The following is a 19024-nucleotide window of genomic DNA, read 5'->3' as shown; positions in this document are numbered from 1 at the left end:
TCGGGGTGGATTTTTACAATGGGACGATAGATGCTGTTTTCAATTTTATTTGATTGGCCGCAATCTTATGGTATAATTCGATTCATAATATAGGTGTTCTTATTGAAAGGGAGGGGAAAATTTGGGGCATGCACTGATAACAGCAGGAACTTCCGGTTTGGGAAGAATGGTAACCGAATTATTCTTGCAACATGGTCATCATGTAACAACAACTTATCATAGCAATAAGGAAAAGGCGATGCAGGTAAAACAAAACCTTTCCTCCTATCAAGATGCATTAAATATTGTGCAAGCCGATGTTACGGATAAACAAAGCATTGAACAGTTGGTGACTAAAGCAGTAAACAAATATGGGGGTGTTGATTATCTGATTAATAATGCCGGCCCATTTATTTTTGAACGTAAAAAATTGCTTGATTATACGGAAGATGAATGGCATGAAATGATGTACGGAAATTTGGATGCCATTTTTTATTTATTAAAAATGACGGTTCCATATATGCGTAAGCAGCGATTTGGGCGTATTGTCAACTACGGATTTCAAGGTGCAAATACAGCTTCAGGCTGGATATACCGCTCGGCGTTTGCGGCCGCTAAAAGTGGCTTGGCTTCATTGACCAAATCGGTAGCTTTTGAGGAAGCGGAGTACCAAATCACGGCAAATATGGTTTGTCCGGGTAATATTGAAGGGGAAATGAAGGAATCAACAATCGCAAAAAGCCGGATGAAATATGATGACCAGACACCAATAGGGAGATCTGGAACCGGTGAAGATATCGCCCGGATGATTTTGTTTTTATGTGATCAGGACTCTGATATGATCACGGGAACTGTTTTTGAAATCACCGGTGGTTTGGATGTAATCAATCGTTTTCGTTAACCGTTGTTACAGGTTGTAGCGATCGCCTAAAAAGTACAGGGAGGTTTTGAGGTGAAAATAGGGGTACCTAAGGAAATAAAAAACAATGAAAACAGGGTAGCAATGACGCCAGCTGGAGTAGTAACATTGAAAAACGCCGGACATGACGTATACGTGGAAACAGGCGCCGGCCTTGGTTCAAGCTTCACGGACGATGAATATGAAGCGGCCGGAGCTATTGTTACACCTACAGCAAAAGAAGCTTGGGCACAAGAAATGGTTATGAAAGTAAAAGAACCACTTCCAGAGGAATACAATTATTTTTATGAAGGGCTAATTTTATTTACATATTTACACTTGGCAAATGAACCTGAGTTAACGAGGACGATGATTGAGAAAAAAGTAATAGGTATTGCTTATGAGACGGTACAGTTGCCAAATCGCTCATTGCCATTGTTAAATCCAATGAGTGAGGTTGCCGGCCGGATGGCTGCACAAATCGGGGCGCAATTTCTTGAAAAAACAAAAGGTGGCAAGGGAATCATCCTTTCTGCAATACCTGGTGTAAAACGTGGTAAGGTAACGATTATCGGCGGTGGTGGAGTAGGGACCAACGCAGCGAAGATAGCAGTTGGGCTTGGGGCAGATGTGACCATTATTGATCTGGATCCACAACGGCTAAAAGAATTGGATGACTTATTTGGTTCATCTGTTAATACGATCATGTCAAACCCGATGAATATTCGTGACGCTGTTGCAGAATCAGACCTTGTGATTGGTGCTGTATTAATTCCAGGGGCCAAGGCGCCAACTTTAGTGACTGAAGATATGGTACAGGCAATGTCTGATGGTTCGGTTATTGTTGATGTTGCCATTGATCAGGGAGGAATTGTAGAAACAAGTAACCGTGTGACGACACATGATCATCCAACTTACACAAAGCATGGTGTTGTTCATTATGCAGTGGCCAATATGCCTGGAGCGGTTCCGCGAACGGCTACAATCGGCTTGACAAATGTTACGGTTCCATATGCTGTACAATTGGCTAATAAGGGATATAAGCAAGCTTGCCAAGATAATGACGCATTACGTAAAGGAATCAACACATTGGATGGCTATGTCACCTATCAGGCTGTAGCTGAGGCACATGGTTTAGATTATAGCTCTACCGATACGCTATTGGAGAAATAAATGATGCTGAAGGAGGCTAATTCCACATTGGATAGTCTCCTTTTTTGACAAGTAAAGAAAATATAAAAATCTAGGCTTTATTCAGCTCGTGACAAAGCAGGCCACGTCTGGCTCCAGCGCCCAGCAACTAGCAAACTTCACACTTCTTCACTACGATAAGTCAACATCGGTTCGCTTCCAGCTCACCGTGTTTCCTTTATCTCATTGCGAAGTGCTCCAGTTTGTACGTTGCTAACCGGGCGCTTACGCCTTTGTTCTAAAAATTGAAACCTTTGCTACATCCGATTCGTATAGATTGATACAATCGCGCTATTTTTCGGTATATTGGTATGTATGTTTCCGGTACACCAGGCCCAACCTAACAAAGATTGGTATTTTGGCAGGGGGTGGCTGTTATATAGCCGTTGAATTTGTGCCGAATAAATGGTGTCAAAATAAAATAGGAGGTCGGCATATGTTTAAATTTTTTAAACGAGTATCTACTTTAGTGCGATCGGAACTGAATGCATCCCTTGACAAGGCAGAAGATCCGGTGAAAATGCTTGACCAGTTTATGCGGGATATGGCAGAGGACATCCGTGAAGTGGAAACTGGTGTTGCCAAGCAGATGGCAAATGAAAAGATGTTAAAGCGGAAAAAAGATGATGTATTGATACTGATTGAAAAACGTCAAAAACAAGCAGAACAAGCAATTGAGGCCGGTAATGATGACATGGCGCGCCGTGCGCTGGAGGATAAGCACGAACATGAACAACAGGCAGAGGCGTTGACTGCATCATGGGAGCAAGCTAATGCTGATACAGAAATATCCCGTAATAAGCTTGCCGAGATGAAGAGGGAATATCAGGAAATGAAATTAAAGAAAGATACATTGCAAGCTCGGGCTGAATCAGCAAAGACAAGGACGAAAATGAATCGAACCATGTCTGCAATTGGCAGTGACGAATCGAAACAGGGTTTTGAGCGTATGGAGGAAAAGGTAATGCAGTATGAGGCCGAAGCAGAAACGAGTGAAGATCTGCGTACTTCCCGTACATTGGAAGATGAATTTGAGGAATTGAACAGCGATAAAAAGATTGATGATGAATTGGCTGCCTTAAAACGGAAGATGGGAAGAGAATAAAATGATACGTTAAAATGTTTTTAATTAATGCATGAAAAAAACGTAAAACGGGTAGAGGATATGTGTAACTTTTATCGAAATATATAATTGGAGCAAAATGAGAGAAGGAGAGATAGGAATGAAGTTATCATACCATGGTCAATCCGTTGTACTTGTTGAAACGTCGAAACACAGGATATTATTTGATCCATTTATTTCCGGTAATGACAAGTGTGATCTGGATGCCAGTACAGTTAAAGCAGATGTTATTTTGCTTACACATGGGCATAATGATCATGTTGGCGATACAGTAGATATTGCCAAGCGAAATGATGCCCTGGTTGTAGCACCAAATGAACTGGCCAATTATATGGCTACAAAAGGACTCCGCACCCACGCAATGCATATTGGCGGGGCACATCAATTTGAATTTGGAAAAGTGAAACTAACTCAAGCATTTCACGGTTCTTCCTATACTGAGGATGATGGCAGTATTATATACACGGGAATGCCTGCTGGAATCTTATTAACTGTTGAGGGTAAAACAATCTACCACGTCGGTGACACCGGACTGTTCTCCGATTTGAAGTTGATTGGTGATCGAAATGATATCGATGTTGCCTTTGTACCAATTGGCGATAACTTTACCATGGGTCCGGAAGATGCACTAGTTGCTGCAGATTGGATTCAGGCAAAAACGGTTGTTCCGATACACTATAATACTTTCCCGTTAATTGAACAAGATGCTGGTGCATTCGCAGATAGGGTTAAAACCGGCGAGGGAAAAGTGTTGGAGATCGGTGAATCAATGGAACTTTAAAGAAAAACATACAAACGCAGGCCTTATTTGATGGCTTGCGTTTTTTAAATTCCAATTTTGGGTTAAGAGCCCCAATTTTTTATTACTATGCAGTATTTAGTAAAGTTAGTAGATTTTTTGGTCACTATATAGTACTATAGTTATAGTTCTATAGTATTGGATGTGACGCGAAAAATGACTGTACAAATAACGGTCTTATTTTTTACACTGGGTCTTATCTTTGGTTCGTTTTTTAATGTTGTCGGATTACGATTACCGGCAAAACTGTCATTTGCGAACGATCGATCCATGTGTCCGCAATGTAAGCATATACTTTCCTGGTATGAGCTTGTGCCGGTTCTGTCCTACCTGAAGCAATTAGGTAGATGCAGACATTGCCATACAGCTATCTCGCTAATGTATCCGGTCATAGAAGTTCTGACTGGATTGCTCTTTGCATATAGTTATCTCCGGCATGGGTTGGGGTTGGAACTCGTCATTGCCATCTGCTTCATGTCCATGCTTGTCATTATTTTGGTTGCTGATATCAGCTATATGCTCATTCCGGATCGTGTCTTGCTATTTTTTTTACCACTATTTATTATCCTGCGTGTCATTCAACCTCTTCATCCATGGTGGTCCTCTATCGTTGGTGGAATCCTTGCCTTTGTTCTAATTGCTGTTATCATTCTTGTTAGCCGCGGTGGTATGGGCGCTGGCGACATGAAATTATTCGGTGTACTTGGCATTGTACTAGGAGTCAAACAAGTGATGCTGGCTTTCATTTTATCGTGTATGATTGGTGCCATTGTTAGTTTGTTTTTGCTATTATTGAAACGAATGAATCGACGACAGCCTTTCCCATTTGGTCCATACATTGTTGTAGCAGCGATCATCAGCTATTTTGATGGATATTCCCTTATAAACTGGTATATGCAATTATTTTCATAGTTGGTAACAGCGTATATGGTGTACAAGCATGAAATAATTATCTCCTTCATAAACTATAAGCATATGGAGGTGATTAATGATGCGTCACTATGCAGTTTTGCGTTTATTATTGGCAGGGTTTTTTCTATATTTTGCCTGGCCATATATCCCTGAAGCCTCGTCTCAATTGGAATTCATTTTTTGGGGGCTTTGGCTGCTGTTTTTCTTGCTGGTAGTTGGTGCGAACCTTGCTGTGCTTTTACAAATGAACAATCCGCCGGTTATGGAACAGGAACGTGTTAGAGAGCGGCAAACGCTAAAATATTGAGGTGAAACCAAATCAACTGTATAATAAAGAAAAATCATAATGGTTAGTACAGTTGAAAGTCGGTGAACAAATGGCAACAAAGCATGAGCAGATATTACAACATATTATGGCGTTAGGAGTAGGCAATAAAATATCCGTACGACAAATTGCCAAAGACTTAAATGTAAGTGAAGGCACCGCATACCGGGCGATAAAAGAAGCGGAAAATCAAGGGCTGGTAAGTACCATCGAACGCGTTGGAACCATAAGAATCGAGCGTAAGAGAAAAGAAAACTTTGAGCGATTAACATTTGCCGAAGTGATCAATATTGTAGATGGACAGGTTTTGGGTGGAAAGGAAGGCCTGCACAAAACCTTGAATAAATTTTTGATCGGGGCAATGCAGCTGGAAGCAATGATGCGCTACACGGAAGCAGATTCCCTTTTGATTGTTGGTAATCGGGTTAAAGCCCATGAATTGGCCATCAAAGCGGGTGCCTCCGTGTTAATAACAGGCGGGTTTGACACGGCTGATCATATCAAGGCATTGGCAGATGAAAAGCAAATTCCAATCATGTCAACAAGTTATGACACGTTTACGGTGGCCTCCATGATTAATCGGGCCATCTATGACCAGTTAATTAAAAAAGAAATCGTTTTTGTAGAAGACATCTCAACACCGCTTGAACAATCTTTCTATTTAAATACGAAGGATCCTTTGCAACGATGGTACGAATTGAATGAACAGTCGGAGCACTCCAGATTTCCGGTTGTGGGGGAAAAGAACCGTGTGGCTGGAATGGTAACCTCAAGAGACATTATCGGCAAAAGTCCGGACACATTGATCGAAAAAGTAATGACCAAAAACCCTACCGTAGTACAGGCAAAAACCTCGCTTGCCTATGTCGCACATATGATGGTTTGGGAAGGCATTGAACTGGTCCCTGTCGTTAACCAATCCCATGAACTGCGGGGAATTATCTCCCGGCAGGACGTTTTAAAGGCGCTGCAGCAAATCCAGCGGCAGCCACAAATTGGCGACACCATCGATGATATTGTATCGTCAACCATTAGCACTGTTGAGGGGGAAGAGTCGGTTTTTCAAGCTGAAGTAACCCCGCAAATGACAAACCAGCTTGGTACGTTATCGAACGGGGTATTTACATCATTGATCACTGAAGCAAGCAGTCGTTTGCTGTTGCAGGCGAAACGGGGTGAACTGGTTGTGGAGAATATAACGGTATACTTTCTGAAACCAGTACAAATTGACAGCAAGGTTATGATTAAACCGCGATTGGTTGATGTAGGAAGAATTTATGCAAAAATCGATGTCGAAGTGTATAATGATCAGCAGTTAATCGGGAAAGGGTTATTAATGGCACAGCTTATTGACCGTTAATCGGGCTTGGAAACGGATTTTGCCTTGCAGTTATTTAGTGTATTACATGAAAAAAGCTGACTATCGGATGATAATCAGCTTTCATTCCCGTTAGGGTACAGACGTTTCCATTCGTTGCGGTAGTGTTTGGATTCCTTTATTCCCAAATTAAGCTGCATGCCCCCTAGAATCAGAAAAATTATCCCAATGAACAGGGAGAGCTTGGTTTGATAATATAAGTATTGGTTAATGCCAAATACAAGCACAAATATACCAAGACATATCCGGGATTTTGCGTTAAAATAGGCTTGTGTCAGCTTATCCTTGTTTCGTATAACGGCAACCTTGTAATAAATATATAAAACAAGTGCAATCACAACAATAATTGGTAGAATGACCATCAGAATTTTCGCTCCTGTATTAGTTTTGCAGACATGAGTAACTGCGATAACTAACATCCATTGTAGCTTGTTTTTATGAATTAAGCCAGAATAAACCATTTTAAAACAGAAGGAGAACTTACGATGAATTTTGACGCAATCATCCAGGCGATTGAGGATTATGGGACCATTATCATTCACCGTCATGTCCGGCCGGATCCCGATGCATACGGATCACAAGCTGGATTAGGACAGTTGATCAAACAAACGTATCCAAATAAGCAAGTTTATTTAGCTGGGGAAGAAGACCCGTCACTTACATTTCTTGCACGAATGGATACGATCGATGACAATGTCTACCAAGGGGCGTTGGTAATTGTATGTGATACTGCCAATACTGAACGAATTGATGATACCCGCTATGATAAAGGTGATAAATTGATCAAAATCGACCATCACCCAAATGTTGATCCATATGGTGATATTGTCTTGGTGGATACCGAGGCAAGCTCAACTAGTGAAATTATTTACGATTTATATGTCCACGCAAAAGCAGCGGGTTATCAAATGAACAATGAAGCTGCCAGATTGATTTATGGCGGGATTGTCGGAGATACAGGGAGATTTCTGTTTCCAAGTACAACGAAGAAAACCTTTCAGTATGCAGCTGAACTTGTAACCTATTCATTTGATCGGACAAAACTCTACGATGGCATGTATCAGATGGATGAAAACATTGCCCGCCTACAGGGATACATATTACAAAACTATACCCTGACACCTTCAGGAATGTGCAGTATTAAAATAACCAGTCAATTATTGAGTGAATACCGCATAAAACCGGAGGAAACAAGTCAAATTGTTGGTACATTGGGCGATATTTCGGGGATTAAGGCTTGGGTTATATTTATTGAAGAAGCGAACGATATTCGTGTTCGACTAAGATCAAAAGGTCCGGTCGTGAATACCGTTGCTGCAAAGTTTGGCGGCGGTGGTCATCCAATGGCTGCAGGGGCTACCGTTGCCAATTGGGAAGAGACAGAGCGGGTTGTCCGTGATTTGGAAAGGGTATGTAAAAACTACCAGGGATAGGTAATATAAATCTAAAGAAGTGCTGGTTTCCATAGTGGGAAATCAGCACAGTTTATTGATTCGCTCTTTGGACTTTACGATTAGCTGCTCACTTTTTCCTGAAGTGGTAAAAACCAGCATCCTGCGTCCGTTTGGTCGTAAACAACTTGTAACTGTTGTTTAATGATTTGACGCTTGATCAGGCGAATTAACTCACTGGATTCAGCATAGACCGTTTGCCCGGATTTAAGTTGCTTAATCTTTTCATCGCGAATTTGATTTTCTGGCATGATAAGCATGCTTACCACTCCTTTCCATAAAGGTAGTATATGAAGCTGGTAAAATAAATGAAACCCTTTTCGCGATTTTTTGTGGATGATTTCTATATGTTCATTATACAAAAAGCGGGAAACTTACGCTATAAATTTTTATAAATTTCACAAAACATTCACGCAGGACTATTGTTTTTTGCTGTCACGGTTATTTTTAACGTTCTGGCAAATGTTATTTTTGTTACGGTAAAATAATAGTTGAAATCCTCAATGGCGAATTCTTTGTTTTCGATCGTACTGGTTAGAAGTTGGTCACTCTCTGAAACAATACTTACTTTTTGGCCGATTACATGTTTTAGTTCTTCTTTGATCATTTCCTCCATTTGATAGACGACCAAGTGGCTAAGCTTTAAGGTTTTAGCATTTGCAATGGTGACCTCCATGGATTCGATGGTTAATTGCTCTTCGTTTTTCTCATCCAAATCCTTTTTATCCTCCAATAATGCTTCATTCTGGTTTTTAAGTTCGGTCACCTGTGATTGTAATTCCAGGTTGGTTTCAAACAGACGCTGGTACATAGAATTATACATGTAGGCAAAAACACAATAGGCAATAACCCCACCAACCAGCGCCCCTACGAAAAATCGCTGCCAAACTGCCTTTTTGTGATAAGGTGGGATATGCATCAGTCTACATCCTCCTGAATGAACCAGCTAATAAGGATAATTGCTGTTTTGACGCCTCCCATTGCAGACAGGATTAATAGTACTTGCTTGAATACGTCTATTGTATGACCGTCAAGCAGCCCTTTTTCAAAATTGGCGATTGCATCAAACGTTCCGCCAATTGCTGCTACAATTGCCCAAATTCTTAATCGTTTGGCTATATGACTCATCGCAGTAAACGGGGCATCCCCAGTAGCAAATGATCCGATGCTACCGATAATTGTACCGCCAATTAGCACACCGAACGCGATAAAATAACAATGAATGAATGAAGCGATGAAACGTTCCTCCATTGATATGCTCTCCCTTATCCCATGCTTTTCCCATTATATGTTTGGGCAGGACAAGATATGTTAAGCGGAAAATACTTGGGACATGCATACCGGCGATATGTTCGCTATAATAATTCTTAGAGATAGAAAAGGCGGGATTGTATGTCATCTTTTACACATTTACAAGTGAGAAGCGGATATAGTTTGATGAATAGCACCATAACGATCGACAAATTGGTCAATAGGGCAAAGGAGCTTTCATTTTCTGCGCTTGCATTGACCGATGAACAGGTATTGTATGGAGCAATCCCATTTTATCAGGCGTGTAAAAAAGCAGGGATTAAGCCGATAATTGGCATGACTGTTTACGTGACGACTGATGAACAAACAACGGAAACCTGCATTCTGCTGGCGAAAAACAATCAAGGTTATCAGCAGCTTGTTGCATTATCTACTTACCTCCAAACAAACCAATACACGAAGATCGAACAACATGAATTACACCATTACACATATGACATGATTGGCATTTTGCCTGCCAAAGATTCGCAGCTTGCCAGACTGCTGCAAACGAAATCACTAACTGATGTGCACCAATATATCGCATCATGGAAAACGTGTTTTTCACAAGGTGATTTTTATTTGGGTGTTGCTGGTTATGGTTATGTGTCCGAAAAAGAAATTCACCTTGCCTTAAAAACATATATGGGGCAATATTCAACACCTGTTGTTGCTATCAATGATGTCCGATATTTACATGAAAAAGACGATATTGCCTTTGATTGTTTACAAGCAATCAAACGTGGTGAATCATGGCCATTTTATTTAACGGACCCAAACTTGAAGGGTCACCATTTACGTTCATCATCCGAAATGGAAAAGGCTTTTTCCGATTGGCCGGAGGTATTAACTGCGACGAAACGAATTAGTGACCAGTGTACAGTAACACTTGATTTTACCACTAGAATGCTTCCGTCGTATCCAGTCCCGGAACAAATGGATGCACATACCTATTTGGAAAAGGTGTGCTGGCGGAATGTTGAAAATAAATATTCCACGGTTACAAACAAGGTTGCCGACCGTTTGCATTACGAATTGCATGTGATTCAATCGATGCAGTTTAGTGATTATTTCCTGATTGTTGCTGATTTTATTGCATTTGCAAAGGAAAATCATATTATGGTGGGCCCGGGACGAGGATCTGCTGCGGGGTCACTTGTTGCTTATGTGCTAGGAATTACCGAGATAGATCCGCTTGAATACAATTTATTATTTGAGCGATTCCTTAATCCGGAACGTGTAACAATGCCAGACATTGACGTTGATTTTTCCGACCATAGACGTGAAGAGGTGATTGAGTATGTGCGGAACAAATATGGCAGTGAACATGTGGCTCAGATCATTACGTTTGGCACATTTGCTGCCCGTTCGCTGCTGAGGGAATTAATCAAAACCATGAAGATTGATAAAGAGGATGCCCAATTTATTTTAAGGGAGGTACCTGTCCACCCTCATAAATCGCTAGTAGCATATGTACGGGAATCGGTAGAATTAAAACAATATATTAAGCAATCGGAGACACTAAAAGTATTATTCGCTATCGCAACTGTATTAGAGGGCTTGCCGCGACATATTTCAACCCATGCTGCCGGGATCGTGATCAGCGAGCAACCACTTGTGAGACATGTCCCGTTAACAATCGGAGCGAATGATACCCGATTGACCCAATATCCGATGAACGATCTGGAAGCAATCGGATTGTTAAAAATGGATTTTCTGGGCTTGCGTAATTTAACTTTATTGGAGCGAATCGTACAAACGATTCATTATACGGCGAAACAAACCATTCGCTTAAATGAGTTACCGGAAAATGATCCAAAGACATTTACATTATTACAAAAAGGAATGACAAATGGCGTTTTTCAATTAGAATCACAAGGTATGAAAGAAGTTCTAATGAAATTAAAACCGACATCGTTTGAGGATATTGTCGCTGTTAATGCGCTTTATCGTCCGGGTCCGATGGAATACATTCCAACCTACATTGCCCGTAAGCATCATAAGGAAAAAATAACCTATCCACATCCGGATTTGGCGACAATATTAGCGGATACATACGGGGTTTTGGTATATCAGGAACAGATTATGCAAATCGCCCATAAAATTGCTGGATTCACACTTGGTCAAGCAGATATTTTGCGACGTGCTGTCAGTAAAAAACAAGAAACGGTAATGGAGAAACAAAAAGAGGCCTTTATCCAAGGCTGTCTGACAAATGGATACAACCAGAATGTTGCTGAGGAAATTTTTGCATGGATCGTCAAATTTTCCAACTATGGTTTTAATCGAAGTCATGCGGTCGCATATAGTATGATTGCCTATCAACTTGCGTATTTAAAAGCGCATTACCCTGTTAGTTTTTTTTCCGAACTCTTAAGTTCAGTTACCAATCAGCAGGATAAAGTGATGGCGTATGTCAAGGAAGCAAAAATGTATGGTTTGGAAATATTGCCACCCTCTGTAAATGCCAGTTTCGGGAAATATACCGTGGAATCGAACAACATCCGTATGGGGCTTTTATCGATTAAAGGAATCGGCAATCAAGTAGTCAAAGAAATTATTCGGGTAAGGAAACACGGCCGATTTAAAAATATATTTGATTTCTGTATGCGGGTTTCTTCTCATAGCGTAAATCGTCAAATATTGGAATTGCTAATATTGGCGGGTGCGTTCGATGACACTTATGACAATCGTGCCAGTTTGTTGGCATCGATTGATCAGGCGTTGGAACAAGGAGAGTTATTTCATGAATTTCAGGATCAGCCGTCATTATTCCAAAGCGAAATTGAGCTGGAGGCAGGCTACGTGAAGATGGAGGATCTTTCTACAATAACTAAGTTGGCAAACGAGAAGGAATTGCTGGGAATCTATGTAACCAGCCACCCGCTTGCAGCCTATCGTCGCGCCTTAAAAAGTCATGGGTATGCTACATTGGCAGATGTTTACCAAATGATTGGGAAACGCGGGGTGGAAAGCGCAGTTATTATCCAATCAATAAAGATCATCCGGACAAAGCGGGGAGACCCGATGGCTTTTTTAACGGTTGGTGATGAAACAAGTGATATGGATGCTGTTGTGTTTCCAGATGTATTCCGCTTGAACCGGTCATTGTTAGAGGAAGAAAAATTAATTGCAATCAAAGGAAAAATTGAATCGAGAAATAACCGGATTCAATGGCTTGTATCTGAAGTGTATCCGTTTGACGAAACAATAGCAGTTATCAATCAGCCTGAACGTCTTTTTATCAAGGTAAGTGCGCGAAACAGCGAGGAGGCTTTAAACAAAATGGCTGAGATAGCTCAGTCTTTTCCAGGTAACACACCAATCATTCTTTATACAGTTGAAACAAAGCAAACCTACCAATTGCAAAACACGTACAATATTAACCCGATAAGTGCTTGTATGACAAAGATACGTGCTTTTTTTGGCGAGGAAAACGTTGTATTGGAAAAACGGAACTGATTGTACTTTCCATTATGCTTTACACGATATCACCATCTGTTATAATTAAATAATCGAATGGTCAGACCACTATATCATAAAAATCAAGGCAAAAGGAGCGGATAATCTGTGGCTAATTTAAGAGAGGAAGCACTGCATTTGCATAAGAATAACAAAGGGAAATTGGCTACCACGCCCAAGGTACCAGTACAAAACGCCAGAGATTTAAGCCTGGCGTATTCTCCGTGGGTTGCCGAACCATGTAAAGAAATTCACGATCGAGAAGAATCTGTCTATGATTATACAATGAAAGGTAATATGGTTGCAGTTGTCAGTAATGGTTCCGCTGTTTTGGGACTTGGTAATATCGGTCCGGAAGCAGCTCTCCCCGTTATGGAAGGTAAATCTGTGCTTTTTAAAACGTTTGCAGGGGTTGATTCATTCCCTGTCTGCTTGAATTCGGACAACATCGATGATATTGTTCAAGCTGTAAAAATGATGGAACCAACATTTGGTGGAGTAAATCTTGAGGATATTGCCGCTCCAAATTGCTTTATTATTGAAGAAAAACTAAAAAAAGAAACCAGTATTCCAATTTTTCACGATGATCAGCATGGTACAGCAATTGTAACGGTTGCCGGACTGATCAATGCGCTGAAATTGGTCGGAAAGTCATTTTCGGAAATACGGGTAGTCGCAAATGGTGCGGGAGCTGCGGGCATTGCAATTATAAAACTGCTGCATCATTTTGGTGTTCGTGAAATGATTATGTGTGATTCCAGCGGTGCCATTTATGAAGGCAGACCAAACGGAATGAACGAGGTTAAGGAACAAGTGGCCAAAATGACAAATAAGGATAAGAAGGAAGGAAACCTGGAAGACGTCCTTGAAGGTGCTGATGTGTTTATTGGTGTATCTGTTGCTGGACTATTAACCAAAGAAATGGTTCAAAAGATGAATGACGATCCAATTATTTTCGCAATGGCCAATCCTAACCCGGAAATTATGCCAGAGGATGCAAAAGAAGCCGGCGCTAAAGTAATTGGAACCGGACGATCTGATTACCCAAACCAGGTAAACAATGTCTTGGCGTTCCCGGGGATTTTCCGTGGTGCACTGGATGTACGGGCTACGCGGATCAATGAAAAAATGAAAGTTGCCGCCGCAGAAGCAATTGCGTCTTTGATTACAGAAGAGGAATTAAACACAGATTATGTAATTCCAGCACCATTTGATAGCCGTGTTGCACCAGCAGTTGCATCAAGTGTTGCGAAGGCAGCAATGGAATCTGGTGTTGCCAGAATTCAAGTGGACCCGGACGATGTGGAAGAAAAAACGAAAAAATTGACCGAAATAGATCATTGATGGTAAACGAGAAATTTCCCCATGCCATAAGCAGGCATTGTAATCATCAAGGTTTTATACCAAATTATTCCTGTTCATACAAAGGAAGTAACGCATTGATCAACCAACACATGATTCGTAAAATGCCTGCCTGGTATGTGGGAAAATTGCTGCCCCGGTAAAGGAGGAATAACCTTGCTTAAAGATTTTTTTGGCAAGCGAAAGAAGTATGCATCCATCCCAGGTGAAGAAGGGAAAATCGATGTACCTGAAGGTTTGATGAAAAAATGTGATGGATGTCATAAAATCTATTATCGTAAAGAAATGAAAAAAAATAATTATGTTTGCCCAAATTGTGGGTATCACCATCCCTTAAGCGCCTGGGAACGGATTGATAGTTTGTTTGATCAGGATACATTTGAGGAATGGGATAAACAGTTGGTCTCAAGTAATCCGCTGGCATTTCCCGGCTATGAACAAAAACTGGAAAAAGACCGTAATAAGACGGGGCTTAATGAAGGTGTTGTAACCGGAAAAGGGTTGATAAATGGGCAGGCCACCGCTTTTGCAGTGATGGATTCGCGCTTTCGCATGGGAAGTTTAGGGTCTGTTATGGGAGAGAAGATTTCCAGGGCAATCGAAAATGCCAAAATGGAATCCATACCGTTTATCATTTTTACCGCTTCAGGTGGTGCCAGGATGCAGGAAGGTGTATTGAGCCTGATGCAAATGGCAAAAACATCTACGGCTATCAAACGGTTTAGCGACGCTGGAGGATTGATGATCTCCGTGATGACACATCCCACAACAGGCGGTGTTTCAGCGAGTTTTGCCTCTTTGGGTGATTATAACTTCGCCGAGCCTGGTGCGTTAATTGGTTTTGCTGGTCGGCGGATTATCGAACAGACGATACGTGAGAAACTTCCCGCGGATTTTCAAACAGCAGAATTTTTGCTAAAGCATGGTCAATTGGATGAGGTAATTCATCGTCATGATTTGAAAAACATAATTTCGACATTATTGGCAATGCATCAGAAGGGAGGCGTGAACAAGTGAAACAAGTGTTGGAGTTTGAAAAGCCGATTGTAAACTTAAAGGAGAAAATTGCTGAACTAAAAAATTTCACGAAAGATAGTGAGATTGATTTATCTGAGGAAATCCAAACATTAGAACAGCGGTTGGCAACGTTGGAAGAAGATATTTACGCTAACTTGAAACCTTGGGATCGCGTACAAATGGCTCGTCATCAGGAACGTCCGACAACACTTGATTACGTTTTTGAGTTATTCACCGATTTTATTGAATTTCACGGTGACCGTTATTACGCTGATGATGCAGCAATAGTAGCCGGTATCGCCTACTATCGGGACAAACCAGTAACTATTATTGGTCACCAGCGTGGAAAAGATACAAAAGAAAACATCCGTCGAAACTTTGGCATGCCACATCCTGAAGGCTATCGAAAAGCATTAAGACATATGAAACAAGCTGAGAAATTTGACCGGCCGATTGTTTGTTTTATTGATACAAAAGGTGCTTACCCAGGTAAAGCTGCAGAAGAGCGCGGACAAAGTGAAGCAATTGCCAGAAACTTGATGGAAATGGCCGGTTTAACGGTTCCGATTGTTTGTATCGTTATTGGTGAGGGTGGAAGTGGTGGTGCCCTGGGAATAGGTGTTGGTGATCACATTCATATGCTGGAAAACTCGACGTATTCCGTTATATCCCCTGAAGGAGCCGCAGCATTGTTATGGAAAGATTCCAATCTTGCACAACGAGCGGCGGAAACAATGAAAATTACGTCTTATGATTTAAAGGAACTTGGGGTGATTGATGAGATTATTCCAGAACCCAGAGGCGGCGCACACCGTGACATTCAACAGCAGGCTGCAAACATTGATCACGTTTTACAACAATCGTTGACCGATTTGGCAAATTTGCCTGTTGATGAATTATTGGAAGAAAGATGGAAAAAATACGAACAAATTGGTGACTATACGGAGATTGAAAGTTGATATCCATCTTGGTTGATTGAAGTCAATCTCAAGGTCGCTTACGAAAACGATGTCGTACATATTTGTTTTGATATATTATTTGTACATCATGAGGTGGAAACATGAAAAAAATAGGAGTTTTGACAAGCGGTGGGGATGCCCCCGGTATGAATGCTGCTATACGAGCGGTAGTAAGAAAAGCTATTTACCACGAAATCGATGTCTATGGCATAATGAACGGTTATCAGGGACTTATTAACGGAAATATAGAAAAAATGGAAATTGGCTCCGTTGGTGATATTATTCATCGCGGTGGTACTGTATTGCGTTCTGCCAGATGTGACGAATTTAAAACAGATGAAGGTCAGGAAAAGGGGATTGCCCAACTGAAAAAATTCGGTATCGAAGGGTTAATTGTCATTGGTGGTGATGGCAGTTTTCATGGTGCGCAAAGCTTGACAGATAAAGGTTATCCTTGTATCGGTATCCCGGGCACAATTGATAATGATATTGCTGGAACTGATTTTACAATTGGCTTTGATACTGCACTTAATACAATTATTGAGGCTATCGATAAAATACGTGATACCGCAACTTCACATGAACGTACGTATGTGATTGAAGTGATGGGCAGGAATGCCGGTGATTTGGCACTGTGGGCAGGACTTGCAGACGGTGCGGAAAGCATTCTTATCCCGGAGAAGTCTGATAGCTTCGAGGAAGTAGTAAATCGCCTGAAACGCGGACATGAGCGAGGGAAAAAACATAGTATTATCGTTTTGGCCGAGGGTGTGGGCAGCGGCTTTTCTTTTGGTGAACGAATTGAGAAAGCAACCAATCTCGAAACAAGGGTTACTGTATTGGGACATATTCAACGTGGTGGTTCACCAACCGCACAAGATCGGGTGCTGGCCAGCCGTCTTGGGGCACAGGCAGTGGACATACTGTTAGCCGGTAAGGTTGGTCGCATGGTTGGTATCGAGAATAACAAGCTAGTCGATCACGATTTGTATGATGTGATGTCACATGGGCATCATATTAATTCCGATATGTATAAGCTATCAAAGGAACTATCGATTTGAGTTTGCCTAATAAGCGCAACAATAGTGAAAGGAATGTGTATTAAATGAGAAAGACAAAAATAGTATGTACAATCGGACCTGCATCCGAATCGGTTGAAACATTGGAACAGCTGATTCAATCCGGGATGAATGTTGCCCGTTTGAATTTCTCGCATGGGGATTTTGCCGAACATGGCAACCGGATTAACAATATCAGACAAGCTGCTGAAAAGACCGGGAAAACAGTAGGAATTTTACTCGATACCAAAGGGCCGGAAATCAGAACAGGTGATTTTGAGAATGGTGAGGCTGAATTAACCACTGGTAGTACCGTGTATGTCTCGATGAATGAAATGGTTGGTACGGCTGAACGTTTTTCGATTACGTATCCCGGACTGATCAATGATGTTCATGAGGGATCCAAAATCCTGCTTGATGACGGCTTAATTGAACTGGAAGTAATGGAAATTGATAAAGCGCGTAACGAGCTAAAAACCAAAGCACTTAACACGGGCATCGTTAAAAATAAAAAGGGAGTTAATGTTCCCAATGTGAAAGTGAATTTGCCCGGCATTACAGAAAAAGACGCTAATGATATTGAATTCGGCATCCAACAGGGTATCGATTTTATTGCTGCATCTTTTGTTCGCCGGCCTTCCGATGTCTTTGAAATCAAAGAACTACTGGAAAAAAATAATGCAACACATATCCAGGTTATTCCAAAGATAGAAAATCAGGAAGGCGTCGATAATATTGATGAAATTCTTGAAGTTTGCGACGGAATTATGGTTGCCCGCGGAGATTTAGGCGTAGAGATCCCCGCCGAAGATGTTCCGCTTGTGCAAAAAAGATTAATCCACAAATGTAATACTGCAGGTAAACCAGTTATTACCGCAACACAAATGCTTGATTCAATGCAGCGTAACCCACGGCCAACAAGAGCTGAATCCTCTGATGTCGCTAATGCCATATTTGATGGAACTGATGCGATTATGTTATCGGGAGAAACAGCCGCCGGACAATATCCAGTGGAATCTGTGGCAACCATGAATAACATTGCTATAAAAACCGAAACGGCGTTGGATCATAAACAGATTTTAACCAATCGATCAAGAGCTGTTGATATGACGATTACTGATGCAATTAGTCAATCGGTTACCCATACGGCCATGAATTTATCGGTTAGTGCGATCATTACGTCAACAGAAAGTGGTCATACAGCACGAATGATTTCGAAATATCGTCCAAAAGCACCGATCATTGCGGTCACTGTCTCGGAATTAGTAAAGCGACAACTCTCACTTGTTTGGGGCGTTCATGCTATGATGGGTGAACACGCAACCTCAACAGATGAAATGCTTGATATTGCTATTGATCGTGCGCTAAACAGCAATTTATTGCAACGTGGAAGTAGGGTGATCATCACGGCGGGCGTACCAGTTGGTGAATCGGGTACAACGAATTTACTAAAAGTCCATGTCATTGGGGATGTAATTGCCAAAGGGCAGGGGATTGGCCGACGGAGTGCTTATGGCAAAGTAGTTGTGGCGAAAAATGCTGAAGAAGCAATTGCCAGAACACAGCAACAGGATATTGTTGTCACATATGGAACGGATCGTGATATGATGCCAGCGATCGAAAAAGCTGGCGGTATTGTAACGGAAGAAGGCGGATTAACATCACATGCGGCAGTGGTTGGTCTTAGTCTGGGCATTCCTGTAATTGTTGGGGTTAAAAATGTGATGGATATATTAACCGATGGAGAAGATATAACAATTGATTCATCCAAAGGAGATATATACAAAGGCCATGCCAATGTGTTGTGATCCGATATATTT

The 19024-nt window shown here is 41.3% G+C and carries 18 protein-coding genes; 14 read left to right on the top strand and 4 right to left on the bottom strand.

Going from position 1 to position 19024, the window contains the following annotated elements; translation table 11 throughout:
• The first annotated feature begins 121 nt into the window (after positions 1-121).
• The 7 genes from ABRT01_RS04900 (at position 122) to ABRT01_RS04870 (ending at position 6587) form a co-directional block, all read left to right on the top strand.
• Positions 122-880, top strand: coding sequence for an SDR family oxidoreductase (locus tag ABRT01_RS04900; RefSeq protein ID WP_367746423.1), 759 nt, complete (start codon positions 122-124; stop codon positions 878-880).
• A 51-nt stretch (positions 881-931) separates the two neighbouring features.
• Positions 932-2050 carry an alanine dehydrogenase gene (gene ald, locus ABRT01_RS04895; RefSeq protein ID WP_367746422.1) on the top strand — a complete coding sequence of 373 codons (1119 nt, stop codon included), beginning with the start codon at positions 932-934 and terminating at the stop codon, positions 2048-2050.
• A gap of 454 nt (positions 2051-2504) precedes the next feature.
• Positions 2505-3173: a PspA/IM30 family protein gene (locus ABRT01_RS04890; RefSeq protein ID WP_367746421.1), complete on the top strand. Its 669-nt coding sequence runs from the start codon at positions 2505-2507 to the stop codon at positions 3171-3173.
• Between the two features lie 118 nt (positions 3174-3291).
• On the top strand, positions 3292-3972 hold the full coding sequence (locus ABRT01_RS04885) for a metal-dependent hydrolase (protein ID WP_367746420.1): 681 nt from the start codon (positions 3292-3294) through the stop codon (positions 3970-3972).
• A gap of 174 nt (positions 3973-4146) precedes the next feature.
• The gene (locus ABRT01_RS04880; RefSeq protein ID WP_367746419.1) at positions 4147-4902 is read left to right on the top strand and encodes a prepilin peptidase; all 756 of its coding nucleotides are present in this window, start codon (positions 4147-4149) and stop codon (positions 4900-4902) included.
• Between the two features lie 76 nt (positions 4903-4978).
• On the top strand, positions 4979-5209 hold the full coding sequence (locus ABRT01_RS04875) for a hypothetical protein (RefSeq protein WP_269411995.1): 231 nt from the start codon (positions 4979-4981) through the stop codon (positions 5207-5209).
• 70 nt (positions 5210-5279) lie between these two features.
• A complete protein-coding gene (locus tag ABRT01_RS04870; RefSeq protein ID WP_367746418.1) occupies positions 5280-6587 on the top strand; it encodes a DRTGG domain-containing protein in 1308 nt (435 codons plus the stop codon).
• A gap of 74 nt (positions 6588-6661) precedes the next feature.
• Here the strand turns inward: ABRT01_RS04870 and ABRT01_RS04865 are convergent, their stop codons facing one another.
• Positions 6662-6967: a YtpI family protein gene (locus ABRT01_RS04865; RefSeq protein WP_367746417.1), complete on the bottom strand. Its 306-nt coding sequence runs from the start codon at positions 6965-6967 to the stop codon at positions 6662-6664.
• 123 nt (positions 6968-7090) lie between these two features.
• Here ABRT01_RS04865 and ABRT01_RS04860 point away from each other — a divergent pair, with 123 nt between their 5' ends.
• Complete coding sequence (locus ABRT01_RS04860; RefSeq protein ID WP_367746416.1) at positions 7091-8038, top strand: DHH family phosphoesterase; 948 nt, start codon at positions 7091-7093, stop codon at positions 8036-8038.
• Between the two features lie 80 nt (positions 8039-8118).
• On the opposite strand, the gene ABRT01_RS04855 is transcribed toward ABRT01_RS04860, so the two are convergent.
• The 3 genes from ABRT01_RS04855 to ytrH all read right to left on the bottom strand — a co-directional run bounded on the left by ABRT01_RS04855 (position 8119) and on the right by ytrH (position 9307).
• The gene (locus tag ABRT01_RS04855; RefSeq protein ID WP_269411999.1) at positions 8119-8316 is read right to left on the bottom strand and encodes a YtzJ family protein; all 198 of its coding nucleotides are present in this window, start codon (positions 8314-8316) and stop codon (positions 8119-8121) included.
• Between the two features lie 149 nt (positions 8317-8465).
• On the bottom strand, positions 8466-8975 hold the full coding sequence (ytrI, locus tag ABRT01_RS04850; RefSeq protein WP_367746415.1) for a sporulation membrane protein YtrI: 510 nt from the start codon (positions 8973-8975) through the stop codon (positions 8466-8468).
• Positions 8975-9307 (bottom strand): sporulation membrane protein YtrH, encoded by a 333-nt coding sequence (gene ytrH, locus ABRT01_RS04845; protein WP_269412001.1) that lies wholly within the window; start codon positions 9305-9307, stop codon positions 8975-8977. The genes ytrI and ytrH overlap by 1 nt, the downstream gene beginning before the upstream one ends.
• A 141-nt stretch (positions 9308-9448) precedes the next feature.
• On the opposite strand from ytrH, the gene dnaE reads away from it, so the two are divergent.
• The 6 genes from dnaE (at position 9449) to pyk (ending at position 19012) form a co-directional block, all read left to right on the top strand.
• Positions 9449-12808, top strand: coding sequence for a DNA polymerase III subunit alpha (gene dnaE, locus ABRT01_RS04840; RefSeq protein ID WP_367746414.1), 3360 nt, complete (start codon positions 9449-9451; stop codon positions 12806-12808).
• Positions 12809-12916: 108 nt separating this feature from the next.
• Entirely contained in the window at positions 12917-14152 is a 1236-nt protein-coding gene (gene ystJ / locus ABRT01_RS04835) for an NADP-dependent malic enzyme (RefSeq protein ID WP_367746413.1), read from the top strand.
• Positions 14153-14326: 174 nt separating this feature from the next.
• The gene (accD, locus tag ABRT01_RS04830) at positions 14327-15187 is read left to right on the top strand and encodes an acetyl-CoA carboxylase, carboxyltransferase subunit beta (protein ID WP_367746412.1); all 861 of its coding nucleotides are present in this window, start codon (positions 14327-14329) and stop codon (positions 15185-15187) included.
• Complete coding sequence (gene accA, locus ABRT01_RS04825) at positions 15184-16146, top strand: acetyl-CoA carboxylase carboxyl transferase subunit alpha (protein ID WP_269412005.1); 963 nt, start codon at positions 15184-15186, stop codon at positions 16144-16146. The genes accD and accA overlap by 4 nt, the downstream gene beginning before the upstream one ends.
• A gap of 101 nt (positions 16147-16247) precedes the next feature.
• A complete protein-coding gene (pfkA, locus tag ABRT01_RS04820; RefSeq protein WP_367746411.1) occupies positions 16248-17207 on the top strand; it encodes a 6-phosphofructokinase in 960 nt (319 codons plus the stop codon).
• A 44-nt stretch (positions 17208-17251) separates the two neighbouring features.
• Complete coding sequence (gene pyk, locus ABRT01_RS04815; RefSeq protein WP_367746410.1) at positions 17252-19012, top strand: pyruvate kinase; 1761 nt, start codon at positions 17252-17254, stop codon at positions 19010-19012.
• Positions 19013-19024 lie beyond the last annotated feature (12 nt).

Source organism: Lentibacillus sp. L22 (genome assembly GCF_040812445.1).
In the GTDB taxonomy this organism is placed as follows: Bacteria; Bacillota; Bacilli; order Bacillales; family Amphibacillaceae; genus Lentibacillus_C; species Lentibacillus_C daqui.
This window is presented reverse-complemented; position numbering and strand designations above follow the sequence as displayed.

Bases quoted from the DNA above. Each gene is read 5' to 3' on its own strand.
- ABRT01_RS04890 (WP_367746421.1), top strand. From the start codon at position 2,505: ATGTTTAAATTTTTTAAACGAGTATCTACTTTAGTGCGATCGGAACTG.
- ABRT01_RS04885 (WP_367746420.1), top strand. From the start codon at position 3,292: ATGAAGTTATCATACCATGGTCAATCCGTTGTACTTGTTGAAACGTCG.
- ABRT01_RS04880 (WP_367746419.1), top strand. From the start codon at position 4,147: ATGACTGTACAAATAACGGTCTTATTTTTTACACTGGGTCTTATCTTT.
- ABRT01_RS04875 (WP_269411995.1), top strand. From the start codon at position 4,979: ATGATGCGTCACTATGCAGTTTTGCGTTTATTATTGGCAGGGTTTTTT.
- ABRT01_RS04870 (WP_367746418.1), top strand. From the start codon at position 5,280: ATGGCAACAAAGCATGAGCAGATATTACAACATATTATGGCGTTAGGA.
- ABRT01_RS04865 (WP_367746417.1), bottom strand. From the start codon at position 6,967: ATGGTCATTCTACCAATTATTGTTGTGATTGCACTTGTTTTATATATT.
- ABRT01_RS04860 (WP_367746416.1), top strand. From the start codon at position 7,091: ATGAATTTTGACGCAATCATCCAGGCGATTGAGGATTATGGGACCATT.
- ABRT01_RS04855 (WP_269411999.1), bottom strand. From the start codon at position 8,316: ATGCTTATCATGCCAGAAAATCAAATTCGCGATGAAAAGATTAAGCAA.
- ytrI (WP_367746415.1), bottom strand. From the start codon at position 8,975: ATGCATATCCCACCTTATCACAAAAAGGCAGTTTGGCAGCGATTTTTC.
- ytrH (WP_269412001.1), bottom strand. From the start codon at position 9,307: ATGGAGGAACGTTTCATCGCTTCATTCATTCATTGTTATTTTATCGCG.
- dnaE (WP_367746414.1), top strand. From the start codon at position 9,449: ATGTCATCTTTTACACATTTACAAGTGAGAAGCGGATATAGTTTGATG.
- pfkA (WP_367746411.1), top strand. From the start codon at position 16,248: ATGAAAAAAATAGGAGTTTTGACAAGCGGTGGGGATGCCCCCGGTATG.
- pyk (WP_367746410.1), top strand. From the start codon at position 17,252: ATGAGAAAGACAAAAATAGTATGTACAATCGGACCTGCATCCGAATCG.